This is a genomic window from Paenibacillus sp. SN-8-1 (genome assembly GCF_050995535.1).
Taxonomy (GTDB): domain Bacteria; phylum Bacillota; class Bacilli; order Paenibacillales; family Paenibacillaceae; genus Fontibacillus.
On the sequence record NZ_CP194782.1, the window covers coordinates 3543124 to 3555791 of the forward strand.

The window sequence follows — 12668 nt, forward strand, 5'->3', positions numbered from 1 at the left end:
TTATATTCATTATTTCATCGTAACATACCCGCCCAAGAAAAACAGCACCCGAAACCCTCGGGTGCCTATCCTAAACCATCGAATTTGAACATTTATTGAACATAAAATTTCATAGTTTATCCAAATCTTGTACCTACCGCAAATTAACTGTTCTGAAGCGCCTGCTCCAGATCTGCAATCAGATCCTCAATATCCTCAAGACCGACAGAGAAGCGCAGCAGCCCATCTGTAATTCCGCGCTCGGCGCGTACTTCAGCAGGCATGGAAGCATGGGACATCATTGCCGGATACGATAAAATACTTTCCACAGCGCCAAGGCTCACCGCCACCAGCGGCAGCTTCACGCGGCTGAGCAGCTGCTTCGCGCGCTCGCCAGAGCCAACGTCGAAGGATACGACCGCGCCATAGCCGGTCGATTGCTTCTCCTGCACTTCCCGGCCCGGATGCTCCGGCAGGCCGGGATAATACACAGCGCCGATGTCATCCCGGCTGCTGAGCCAATCTGCGAGCTTGCGCGCGCTGATCTCGCTGTGCGCCATGCGCGCAGCCAGCGTCTTCATGCCGCGCATAAGCAGCCATGATTCCTGGGCACCGAGCACGGTGCCCAGACCATTTTGCAGATACTTGAGCTGCTTCGCAAGCTCTTCGCTGCCTGCCACGGCAAGACCGGCCAGCACATCACTATGGCCCCCAAGGAACTTGGTCGCACTGTGCAGCACAATATCCACACCCAGCTCCAGCGGACGCTGGTAATACGGGGTCATGAACGTATTATCTACAATGCTGAGCAGGCCTTTTTCCTTCGCCCATTCCGCCACTGCCCCGATATCCGTGATCTTCAGCGTTGGATTCGATGGCGTCTCCATATATACGGCCTTGGTATTCGGCTTCAGCGCCGCCTTGACCGCATCCAGATCCGTCATATCGACGAACGTCGTCTCAATATTCATCCGGCTGAGGATGGTAGTCAGCAGCCGGTATGTACCGCCATATACGTCTTCTGTAACAATGATATGATCCCCTGCTGACAGAAGCATGAAGGTCGATGAGATCGCGGACATCCCGGTAGAGTATGCGAAGCCCTGAACCCCGCCTTCTAGCACCGCAATATAGTCTTCCAAAGCTTGACGGGTAGGGTTACCCGAGCGGCTGTAATCATGAACCGGAGGATTAAAGATATCATGATGATGGAATGTAGAAGCCTGGTAGATCGGCACACTGGATGCCCCGGTAGCCGCATCCACTTCGGAACCGAAATGCAGCAGCTTCGTATCGAATTTCCGTTCTTGTTCGCTCATTACTCTTGTCCTCCTTCAATTTCGACCCTTGCCGCCTCAATAGCCTGGTCCAGATCTGCAATCAGATCATCCACATGCTCCACACCGACCGAGAAGCGAAGCAGACGATCGTCCACGCCCACCGCTTCACGAATCTCGAGTGGAATATCCGCGTGGGTCTGAACAGCCGGATAGGTCATCAAGGATTCCACTCCGCCAAGGCTCTCCGCGAAGGCGATCAGATTCAAGCTGCGCAGGATCGGTTCAACGAACCGGGCATCCCGCACCTTGAAGGAGAAGATCCCCGTATTTCCACTCGATTGTCTGCTCTGGATGTCATAACCAGGGTGATCAGGCAGCCCTGGATGAAAAACTTCGGCAATCTCCGGATGAGCATCCAGATGCTTTGCAATTGCCAGCGCATTAGCCTCATGGCGGTCCATACGAAGCGCAAGCGTCTTCATGCCACGCATTAATTGGTAGGAATCCGAAGGACTAAGCACAGCGCCAATCGAGTTATGCAAGAAGGCGATCTCATCCGACAATTCTTTCCCTTTGGTTACAATCAGACCTGCCAGTACATCGTTATGACCACCCAGGTACTTGCTCGCACTGTGGATGACAATATCAGCTCCAAGCTCAAGCGGCCGCTGGAAATACGGGGTCATTAGCGTATTGTCCACAACGGTCAAAATCCCGTGCCGCTTGGCCCACGTACAGGCAGATTCTATATCCGTAATCATCATTAGAGGATTGGTCGGAGTCTCGATAATCAGCGCCTTGGTGTTCGGCTGGCGGACCTGCTCGAGCGCATCCAGATCATTCGTATCCACATAGGATGCGGTGATTCCGTACTTGCCCAGAATCCGCTCGATTAACCGGTAGGTTCCGCCATAAAGGTCGAGAGACACAATCAGATGGTCCCCTTGCGAGAATAGCGTGAAGATGGTTTGAAGAGCCGCCATACCTGAACTGCATGCAAAGCCGGCATCCCCGGATTCCAGCGCCGCCGCCGCATCCTCCAGAACTTTCCGAGTTGGACTCTTCGTACGTGAATAATCGAAGCCTGTGCTCTGGCCAAGACGCGGATGCCGAAATGCCGTAGCCTGGTAGATCGGATAATTCACCGCACCGGTGACTGGCTCTTCCACAGAACCAATTTGTGCAAGTCTGCTCTCAATATGAAGCTTTTGATCTGACATATACTTGAACAACCCCCTAATTAGATGTGATAGATATACTCAGCGTTCTCTTCCATATCGTAAGGTGTTTCCTGATACACATAGTAATTGAGCCAATTGGAAAATAATAAGTTAGCATGCGCCCGCCAGGTTGAAGGCGGCGTCCGTGTCGGATCATCCTTCGGGAAGTAGTTGACCGGTAGCGCAACTTCAAGGCCCCGGCTCACATCACGGTCGTACTCCCACTTGAGGGATAACGGATCATACTCCGAGTGACCGGTAACGAAGATCTGCTTCCCGTCTTTAGTTGCCACTAAATAGATTCCGGAGTCTTCGGATTCAGCCAGGATCTCGAGATCCTGCTTGTTCTCAATATCCTCTCTGAGCACGGAAGTATGACGGGAATGCGGCACGTAGAACACCTCATCGAATCCGCGCAGCAGCTTAACATTAGGAATATTAATGGTGTGTGGGAACACACCGAAGCATTTCTCAGGCAAAGCGATCTTCGGCACACCGAAGTGGTGATACAATCCAGCCTGGGAGGCCCAACATATATGAAGCGTAGAAGTGACGTGAGTCTTCGTCCAATCAAAAATCTCCTTCAGCTCTTCCCAGTAATTGACTTCTTCGAATTCCAGCTGTTCAACAGGAGCCCCGGTGATAATCATTCCATCGAAGCGGTGCTTCTTGATTTCGTCAAAAGTCTTGTAGAACATCTCCAAGTGCTGGGCCGAAGTGTTCTTGGAGGTATGGGAACGTGGATGAAGCAGAACAATCTCCACCTGAAGAGGAGTATTCCCCAGCAGCCGCAAAATTTGCGATTCTGTAGTCTCCTTAGTAGGCATCAGATTAAGAATCGCGATTCGCAGCGGACGGATATCCTGTTCATAAGCGCGGCTTTCGTCCATCACGAAGATGTTCTCGTTCACAAGTACTTCCTTGGCGGGCAGGCTGTCAGGTATTTTGATTGGCATTTTTTGTTCACTCCTTCTTGGTATGAGTGCGATTTCCTATTGTCAGAAGCGGGTGCATACAGAAAATGACCCTTCTCACACATAGAGAAAGGTCATATCGGTTATATATATGCGCCTCTCTCATCTCTCAGAGACCCAGGCTCCTCTAACGTATGCCTGTAGTTCTGCAAGAATTAGCACCGTGCGATCACTCGCCGGTTGCCGGGTTTCATCGGGCTGGTCCCTCCACCTACTCTTGATAAGAATTCGCGTATGAAGTTAATGTTTCATAGGAGAAATTATAATTTCCCTGCAACTACTGTATAGCATAACCGGGTTCCTCGTCAAGAATCCAGGTGATATTTTCATACCAGTTATACTGCACCTCCCCGCCCCTTATGCCATATGTTATCCCATGACGCGCCAAGGGAGTTTTTCCTTGAAAATTTTTATACCGCGGCGTTATACTAGACGAGTGTTACAAGCCCAGAACCGAAGAGGTGAAGTTAGAAATGGAAGGCGACCCGAGTAGTCCGCAGAGCTATGCCCCTGCAGAACAACTGCATAGAGAACAAATCAGCAGGACACTTGCGGGAGGAAGGGGCTCTTTCGTTTCCCGGTGCCATTACTGCCTTGACTTACGGTAATGATCCGGCTGCTGATTTCTTTTCTGTGCTCTTATGTGAACCCACATAGACAAGAGTATATCCCTTCAAATGAAGGGTAAAGGAGTGAAATCAGATGAAAATTCGCCATGTTAACGCCGGTGTATTCACAGCGGTGGAAGATCTGGAGCTGACCCTTACGCCACCGGCGGAAGGATTCTACTGGATTGATGCTGACGCCGAGGACCTTGCGCTGCTGCAGCCGGCTTTTGCCCTGCATGATCTCGCAGTGGAGGACTGTCTGACGGAAGAGGAACAGCGTCCGAAGATTGAAATTTATGATAATCATTATTTCATTGTAGTGAACAGTATTCGTTTTGATGATGAAGAGATATTCCTGCGCGCACTCAGCGTGTTCCTGGGACGGCATTATATTATAACGGTAACCAAGCAGAAGATCAGCGAACTCAGAGCCATCAAACCTATCCTCTGGGAACAGGAAGTGAATGAGCCCGACCGGTTCCTCTACCTGCTGATTGACCTTGTGGTCGATAACTACTTCCTTGTCGGTGACCGGATTGAGGATAAGATCGAGAAGCTGGAGGAGGACATTCTGGTTCATACCAAGCGTTCTCATCTGAACGAAATTATCGGTCTGCGAAGCGAGATTCTGTGGCTGAAGAAGATGCTGGGTCCACAGAAGGAAGTTATCAATATCCTTAATAAGAAAGATCTGCGGCTCATTGACGATCAACTGCAGAAGTATTTCAGCGATATATACGAGAATGCTGTGAAGATCTCCGAGAACTTTGACACTTTCCGAGAGCTAATGGGCAACTTGCGAGAAGCCTATCAGTCCAGTATCGCCAACCGCGCCAACGAAATCATGCGTGTATTTACCGCTATTACAACTATCTTCATTCCGCTGACCCTGATCACAGGAATCTACGGAATGAACTTCGATAATATGCCGGAGCTGCACGGCAGATACAGTTATTTCATTGTGATCGGGATTATGATTACTTTAGGTTGTGGCATGTTCTATATTTTCCGCAAAAAAGACTGGATCTGAGCTCACCGCTCTATCCCAGATCAGGTAAAGGACGAAACGATCCCCTGCCTCCCGGCAGCTGGAGAGCTTCGTCCTTTCTTATTCCTAACCGGCGCTTCGCACGCCGGAGCCCTGACGCCGGAATCGGATGCGGATCAACCGCAGCTGCTCGTACATCTTCTCCACGTTGCTATCAAGCGGAAGCTCCGCACCATATACCCGCTGGAGAACAGGCTTAAGCAATGTATCGCCTAGCTCCTCATAAGCTTGCCAGATGGCCGTCTGCTCCGCCTCCGGGACTTCTCTTAGCTCCGTAATCAGCAGTGATTCAAGTTCATATCCATCCTTCTCCAGGTCTTCAAGCAGCTCTACGGTCTCGCGCCGATCAAGTCCTGTCCGCCTGCACATCTCCTCCACATCACTGCCTTCAGCAATAGCTTCAAGCATAACTCTGCGCAGACCGAACTTCTCCATCTCCACCCGATACTTAACTTCCTTCTGCTTATAGAGCCAGGAACGAAATTCTTCTTCATCCAGCGTCCCTTCCACCCAGTTCAGCGGGAAGATGAACGAACGCTCCCCCTGCTGTGTCAGCTCAAGCAGCTCTTCACCATACTCGGCAGACTTGGATTCACCTACACCCGGAAGCTGCAGCAGCTCCTCGCGCGTTCGTGGTTGGAACACACTGATCAGTCTGAGCAGCCGGTTGCTGGCAATTAAATACGGTGCCTTGCGTTCAGCAACGGCGCGTCTTCTCCGCCATGCGCTCAGCTCCGTGAATAACGTCTCGTTCGGATTGAGTTCACTGTAGAACACGAGCTTTTGGGCTAGGATGGCCTTTCCTTTCCCTTCTTCTCTCTCATGAAAGATACCGTCTATAGCCGGTCTGAATCCTTCCCCGAGCTTCACAGCTAGCCTGTGACGATAGACATGAAGCAGCTCAGACCAGGATTCTCCTTCATACCACAAGGTCTCTCCCTCTTCATCAGCGGACAGCTCATTCCAGCCCATTCTCCATACGCCTTCATCTTCACCTATCCACACCTGGGCTCCAATTGGCATTTGTTCACCCGTCTTCTTCTCCATACTGTTGAGAAATATGATCCGCATTAGGCTGCACCTCCTATGAATCAGCACACAAAAAAAGCACCTCTCCGGCTTATCGCCAAAGAGGTGCTTCCCCATTCGTATACTGTTACCCTTATCATACCTTATTCTGGAAGAAAGTCAAATATAAGTGTATTCAGCCTGACATCCCTTTTCCTGATATAATAGGAATAACTTAAGACAGTTGAGGAGGCAGTACCTAATATGACGTTTTCTGAGAAGGACCTTGATTTCCTGTCTGATTCCACGGAGCAGACATCTACCCGATTTGTTACATTCATCGGCCATTCCATGAAGCGATTCGATCTGGCTATTACGACTACGAACCGCTTTTACGGGAAGAAACTGGTTACTGACTTGCAGGCAGGCAAGACAGCTATTTTAGGCTCGGACGATCTGGATGAAGAAGGCTATCTCGAACGTGTCTACAGTCTGGATGAGGAAGAAGGCGAGGAGCTCCGCGGTTTCCTGTATCAGGTGCTCGGTGAGCCGCATTTTACAGATTAATTCAAGGACAAGTAATAGAGTATGAGGCGGGGATTTCCCCGCTTTTTTGTGCTGTATACCGTAATATCTCGGCTATTCGATGGTTTTTATATCTTCGGCTCATTGTTCTTATGCCAGCTGATCAAGCCCGCGAACATGTTCATTTTCCGTAAAAGCAAGATTCCTCTCTCCCATTACTTGAATGAAATATAGCTACGTCTTGTACCATGGGTACCCTTTACAGGTAAATTCAGGTCTGCTAGAATGTCTACATTAATTGTCAACCGATATATATTAAATAGGTTAACAATATACATAGTGAGGAGACTTGAGAAATGAATACGATGATCACTAGTCATTTAAAGTGGATGCAGCTTGCCGAAAAGGCACTGAATGGGGAGCTCATTACATTAGAGGAAGGACTGTCTGTGCTTGAGGCCGATAACGAAGAAGTGCTGCCGATTATGCATGCTGCATTCCAGGTTAGACGCCATTACTACGGCAAGAAGGTCAAGCTTAATATGATCATCAATGCGAAAAGCGGACTCTGTCCTGAGGACTGCGGCTATTGTTCACAATCGATCGTCTCCACCGCACCTGTTCAGAAGTATACCCTCTTGGACAAGGAGACGCTCCTTGCTGGAGCGAGAGAAGCACTGCAGCGCAAAGCAGGAACCTACTGCATCGTGGCTGCCGGGAGGGGACCAACCGAGAAAGAGCTGGATCAAGTGGTGGATGCGGTCAAGGAGATCCGTGACACGATGCCGCTCAAAATCTGTGCCTGCCTTGGCATCCTGAAGGACGATCAAGCCCAGCGCCTTGCTGAAGCTGGCGTGCACAGATACAATCATAATTTGAATACGAGCCAGGCTAACTATTCGGCCATTACGACCACTCATACCTATGAGCAGCGGGTCCAGACGGTTGACAAGGTCAAGTCGTATGGAATGTCCCCCTGCTCCGGGGTCATCATTGGCATGGGGGAATCCGATCAAGAAATTATTGAAATGGCTTATGCACTTCGTGAGCTGGACGCGGACTCCATTCCCATTAACTTTCTAAATGCCATTCCCGGAACACCTCTGGAGAATGCAGGCCGTACGCCTGCAATGAAGGCTCTTAAAGTACTCGCCTTATTCAGGTTGATCTGTCCAACCAAGGAGATCCGGGTAGCGGGAGGCCGTGAGGTTAACCTTCGCTCACTCCAGTCTCTTGCTCTATACGCAGCCAATTCCCTCTTCGTGGGTGATTATTTGACGACAGAAGGTCAGGATATTACTGCAGATCACCAGATCATTGAGGATCTGGGGTTTGAGATTGAATTAAACGCACTCTAAGGTGAGTAAATGAGACGTGGAAGGACTTCGTGGCACTTTTTACTCTTGGTTACTCATTCACACCTCTGCCCAAGCTTCCACCCTCACTCACTCCCGCTCTGCAGCCACTCGAGTACACAGCAGCAGCAAAAAGGACATGAGTACCATAAGCCCGGCCCACAGCCAGGCTGTGTTCAGATCATTGGTGTCCACAGCGATATAGATGGCTGTCGGCAGTGTCTGTGTCCTGCCTGGAATATTCCCGGCCAGCATCAGCGTCGCTCCGAATTCACCCAGGCTTCTGGTAAATGCCAGAATAAGTGCCGTCATCAGCGAGCGGCGTGCCAGCGGCAAGGTGACGAAGCGAAGGAGCTGAAATTCCGACGCTCCCATGGAGCGCCCTACTGCAAGAAGATCCCGGTCAATCGAGGTGAATCCAGTCTTGATGGTCTGGTAAGCAAGTGGAAATGCAACCACGGCTGCGGCAATAACCGCAGCCCCCCATGTGAAGACGATAGGCATGTGGAAGAACATTTCGAATACCTGCCCCACCCAGCTTCGCCGTCCAAAAATCACCAGCAGCAGGAACCCGACAACCGTGGGAGGCAGCACTAATGGAAGCATAAAGACTGTCTCAATCACGGTGAGGCCCGGGAATTTGCGGATAGTCATTCGCCATACCGCCCATATTGCGCAGACAAAAGCTACAATCCCTGCAAGCACGGATACCCTCAAAGAAAGGATAACGGGTGACCAAAATTCCATTGTATTCATCATGATTTATTCAACCGCATAATAGATCACTTGATCTAGCGAGGTCTCTTCGCAAGCTCGTCCCTGTCTGACGAGTTCGATCAGATGGGCAAGCGCTTCGGACATGGCAAAACGCATCTGATGAATGCCCAGCTTGCTTCCAAACAGCGCTGTACAGACTTCAAAGCAGGAACGGGGCCGTTCCTTCAGCAATCCTTCAATGATACCCAAACGATTCTCATGATGAAGAAGCAGCGCCTCCAGCCGCTCCCTGAAGTAATCGAATGGATGCCGGTGTCCCGGATAAGCAAAGTCAACCGTATAACCAGCCAGCTTAAGCATGGCATCAATATAGGATTGCAGCGGCTGCGGGTCACTTCCCGGCAGGAAGCTGATGTTCGGGGATATTTGCGGTAGAACCGCATCCCCGCACAGCATTGTCCTGCTCTCTGCGTGATAGAATGACATATGCCCGGGGGCATGTCCACCTGTCTCAATGGGTAGCCATAGACGGTCTCCCATTTCCAGCGGTGTTCCCTCATCAATATAGGACACGCGCGGCTCTGGTGTCACCTGAGGCAGGAAGCCAGCCAAGTGTCCGGGAAGCTGCCGGGTCAACTCCAGCGGCATACCATGAATCTGGTATAGTGCCGGCAGCTCATCATTCACCAAGCTTCCGCTCCCCCACATGAACTTGGTCTCTGCGTGTGCGCGTCTGGACATCCAGACACTAGCCCCTGTATAGGACTGGATGTATCCAGACAGGCCATAGTGATCGGGATGGTGGTGAGTCACCACCACTGAGTTAATTTCCTCCCTCTTCAGGCCGAGGTTCTTCCATATCTCCTTCCATTCCCCAATGCTTGTCTCGGTCTTGGGTCCTGGATCAACAATTGTAACTCCGTTACTACCGCGAAGAATATAACTATTCACCCACCGCAGAGGCGGGGCCATAGAAATCTTCACCTGAATGATGCCATTGTCCCATTGTTTGATTTCTGACATACCTCTTCAACCTCAGCTTCCTAACAGAAATATACGAGGTGAATGGTTCAGACTCGTATGTATCCCCTCTATTACCTATATAACGCTCCTTATTTTACCTTCTTTCTCTTCTGAACTCAAAGCAAAACAAAAGTCCCATATACTGAATATATAAACAGCCGGGTTCATATGAACCCGGCTGTCCCTGTTACTTTAATTATCGCCTTAATTATTTAGTTGTTGTCTCTGCAGCAGCTGCTCCCGATGACTTTGTATTCAGGTTATTCACAATCTTCGCTTTAGCTTTAGTCTCTTGAAGCCAGGTAGGCTGCAGTTGAGCTACCTGCTGGGACTCCAGACCGTCACGAATCTGATCCTTGCGTTCTTCAAATGTAGCTGTGTGAGCATCCTTGCGATCCGTCAATTTCAGGATCTGGAAGCCGGCTTGCGACTTCACTACACCGCTAAGCTCGTCCTTCTTAAGCTTGAACGCAGCCTCTTCCACCGCTGGATCCTGCTGGCCTTTACTGAAGAAGCCCAGGTCTCCGCCGTTAGCTTTGGTCGCTGTATCCGTAGATTTCTCTTTGGCAAGTGCCGCGAAATCACTTCCGCCCTTCAGCTGTTTAAGAATATCATCCGCTTCAGCTTGTGTGGCTACTGTAATGCTCGATACCCGTACTTGCTCCGGCGTATTTAAGGACTCTTTATTCTGGTCAAAGAACGACTTAACTTCTTCATCAGTTACTTTAATTTTGGAGCCAAGAAGCTTTCTGAGTTCAAGCTGCTTAACGACCATTTTCTTCAGATCATCCCTGGTCATGCTGTTCTGCTGAAGCGCTTGATCCAAACCTTCCTTGGAACCATATTGTTCTTCCAGATAACCGATTTCCTTATTAATATCCGCATCGGTGATCTTGATACCTGCCTTGGTCACTTCCTGCTTCATCAGCTCGTCCTCAATCATTCCGTCCAGAGTCTGCGCTCCGCCTGCTTTTACCAGCTCGCCATACAGCTTGTCCTTGGAGATTTCTACCCCGTTAACCGTAGCAACCGGCCCGTTATCAGAAGTGCTCTTACCTGTTAATGGCTTCACCAGAACAATAACCAGTGCAACAGCCAGAATCAAGGAGATCACCATCCAGATCAGGCTTTGTCTCTTCGCAGCTGTAACCGCCGGGTTACCGCCTGCACTCTGCTCAGTTACATAAGCTTTTTTGTCAGGAGATGCATAAGCTGCGGGTGTCTGAGCAAATGTCTGAGGCACTGCGGCTGCAGTTTCTTTCTTTTCCCCTGTGTTCTCTTCCGTTGTTTCCGGGCTTACCTCTTGTCCCAAATCTTTCTGATCTTTATCTTCCATGTGAATAATTGACTCCCCTCTAACGCTTGTTTAATTTCCACTTTACCAGAAATGACACCTGTTAACCTTAACAAATCATAAAAAAAACCGGTTAATTTTTAAGGAACCCTTAATAAAGCCTCTTTCCCTTGTGCGGAAGCCCATTTTTGTTTGCCCGGGAAAAAGAGTAAAATAGGACTATATCATGTTTTAGGAGGATTCGAATGACTACAGATTATAAAGCTTACTTCGAAAGCCTGCGGGAGCAGCACCTGGATCAATTGAAAGAGCTGCTTGCCATTCCAAGTATCTCCGCACTTTCCGAACACAAACCGGATGTGGCCAAAGCCGCCTCCTGGATAGCCGATGCGCTTAGAACAGCTGGACTTGAACATGTTGAGATCCACGAAACGAAAGGGCATCCAATTATTTATGCCGATCATCTTCATGCACCTGGCAAGCCAACCGTCCTGATCTACGGGCACTATGATGTGCAGCCGGTTGACCCCCTTCATCTGTGGGAGACTCCGCCTTTTGAACCCACCATCCGGGACGGCAAGCTATATGCCCGGGGAGCCACAGATGACAAAGGTCAGATCTTCCTGCATATCAAGGCGGTTGAAGCCCTGTTAAGCCAAGAGTCCGAACTTCCGGTAAATGTAAAGTTCTGCATCGAAGGCGAAGAAGAGGTATCAAGTCCCAACCTGCCTCTATTCCTTGAAGACAACAAGGAGAAGCTCGCGGCAGATGTGGTGCTCATCTCGGACACCTCCCTGATTGAGAAAGGGAAGCCTGCCATCAGTACCGGACTCCGCGGACTGTGCTCACTGGAAGTATCCGTACATACCGCGAACACCGATCTGCATTCCGGCACCTTTGGCGGTGGTGTACCGAATGCTCTTCATGCTCTGGTCTCGCTGCTCGCTTCGCTCCATGATGATCAGGGCCGCATCGCAGTAGAGGGCTTTTATAAAGGTGTTCCCGAGCTATCCAGTCAGATGAGAGAAGAATTCGCGAAACAGAACTTTAATGAAGAAGGGCTGCGAACAGACCTGGGGCTTGATACGCTGTACGGAGAAGAAGGATTTTCCTTCGTTGAACGAACAGGTGCGCGTCCAACCCTTGAGCTGAACGGGGTATACGGTGGATTCCAGGGCGAAGGCTCCAAGACTGTAATTCCGAAGGAAGCCCATGCCAAGATTACCTGCCGGCTTGTCGGGGATCAGGATCCTCAGGATATGCTGGATAAGATCGAGCGTCATCTTCATTCTCATATCCAGCCGGGCGCTAAGGTGGTAGTGAAGCAGCTGGAGCGGGCATTCGCGTTCAATATCGACCCTTCCCATCCGATGCTGCAGAAAGCAGCTGACGCCTATGAGCGGGTGTATGGAACACGCGCGCTCTTCACGAAGGATGGCGGCTCGATTCCTATCGTCGCCACTTTGTCCCGTGTCCTATCTGCTCCAGCCGTGATGATGGGCTTTGGTCTGCCGGACGAGAATCTCCATGCCCCGAATGAGCATTTCAATCTGGAGAACTTCGATAAAGGCCTGCTTACAATAGTTGAGTATTTGAAGCTGATTTAAGTCGCATTCCAAGAAACTTCATGTCTATAC

11 protein-coding genes and 1 riboswitch are annotated in these 12668 nt (G+C 50.1%); of the genes, 4 read left to right on the forward strand and 7 right to left on the reverse strand.

Annotation, left to right across the window (positions count from 1 at the left end; genetic code table 11):
- Nucleotides 1-143 precede the first annotated feature (143 nt).
- From ACRRNK_RS17345 to metA, 3 genes are read right to left on the reverse strand one after another with little or no spacing between them, the layout of a single operon-like run.
- Nucleotides 144-1298 (reverse strand): trans-sulfuration enzyme family protein, encoded by a 1155-nt coding sequence (locus ACRRNK_RS17345; RefSeq protein ID WP_433943929.1) that lies wholly within the window; start codon nt 1296-1298, stop codon nt 144-146.
- Nucleotides 1298-2479: an aminotransferase class I/II-fold pyridoxal phosphate-dependent enzyme gene (locus ACRRNK_RS17350; RefSeq protein WP_433943930.1), complete on the reverse strand. Its 1182-nt coding sequence runs from the start codon at nt 2477-2479 to the stop codon at nt 1298-1300. The genes ACRRNK_RS17345 and ACRRNK_RS17350 overlap by 1 nt, the downstream gene beginning before the upstream one ends.
- Before the next feature lie 20 nt (nt 2480-2499).
- Entirely contained in the window at nt 2500-3435 is a 936-nt protein-coding gene (gene metA, locus ACRRNK_RS17355) for a homoserine O-acetyltransferase MetA (RefSeq protein WP_433943931.1), read from the reverse strand.
- A 117-nt stretch (nt 3436-3552) separates the two neighbouring features.
- Nucleotides 3553-3680, reverse strand: a riboswitch (SAM riboswitch).
- A 475-nt stretch (nt 3681-4155) separates the two neighbouring features.
- Here metA and corA point away from each other — a divergent pair.
- A complete protein-coding gene (gene corA, locus ACRRNK_RS17360) occupies nt 4156-5091 on the forward strand; it encodes a magnesium/cobalt transporter CorA (RefSeq protein ID WP_433943932.1) in 936 nt (311 codons plus the stop codon).
- Between the two features lie 84 nt (nt 5092-5175).
- On the opposite strand, the gene ACRRNK_RS17365 is transcribed toward corA, so the two are convergent.
- The gene (locus ACRRNK_RS17365; RefSeq protein ID WP_433943933.1) at nt 5176-6180 is read right to left on the reverse strand and encodes an HRDC domain-containing protein; all 1005 of its coding nucleotides are present in this window, start codon (nt 6178-6180) and stop codon (nt 5176-5178) included.
- Nucleotides 6181-6381: 201 nt separating this feature from the next.
- Here ACRRNK_RS17365 and ACRRNK_RS17370 point away from each other — a divergent pair, with 201 nt between their 5' ends.
- Complete coding sequence (locus tag ACRRNK_RS17370) at nt 6382-6684, forward strand: DUF3055 domain-containing protein (protein ID WP_433943934.1); 303 nt, start codon at nt 6382-6384, stop codon at nt 6682-6684.
- Between the two features lie 323 nt (nt 6685-7007).
- Nucleotides 7008-8000 carry a biotin synthase BioB gene (bioB, locus tag ACRRNK_RS17375; protein WP_433946931.1) on the forward strand — a complete coding sequence of 331 codons (993 nt, stop codon included), beginning with the start codon at nt 7008-7010 and terminating at the stop codon, nt 7998-8000.
- A gap of 87 nt (nt 8001-8087) precedes the next feature.
- Here the strand turns inward: bioB and modB are convergent, their stop codons facing one another.
- The 3 genes from modB to ACRRNK_RS17390 all read right to left on the reverse strand — a co-directional run bounded on the left by modB (nt 8088) and on the right by ACRRNK_RS17390 (nt 11073).
- Nucleotides 8088-8753 (reverse strand): molybdate ABC transporter permease subunit, encoded by a 666-nt coding sequence (gene modB / locus ACRRNK_RS17380; protein WP_433946932.1) that lies wholly within the window; start codon nt 8751-8753, stop codon nt 8088-8090.
- 6 nt (nt 8754-8759) lie between these two features.
- On the reverse strand, nt 8760-9737 hold the full coding sequence (locus ACRRNK_RS17385) for an MBL fold metallo-hydrolase (protein WP_433943935.1): 978 nt from the start codon (nt 9735-9737) through the stop codon (nt 8760-8762).
- Nucleotides 9738-9945: 208 nt separating this feature from the next.
- Nucleotides 9946-11073: a foldase protein PrsA gene (locus ACRRNK_RS17390; protein WP_433943936.1), complete on the reverse strand. Its 1128-nt coding sequence runs from the start codon at nt 11071-11073 to the stop codon at nt 9946-9948.
- A 203-nt stretch (nt 11074-11276) separates the two neighbouring features.
- On the opposite strand from ACRRNK_RS17390, the gene ACRRNK_RS17395 reads away from it, so the two are divergent.
- Complete coding sequence (locus ACRRNK_RS17395) at nt 11277-12638, forward strand: dipeptidase (RefSeq protein ID WP_433943937.1); 1362 nt, start codon at nt 11277-11279, stop codon at nt 12636-12638.
- Nucleotides 12639-12668: the final 30 nt, after the last annotated feature.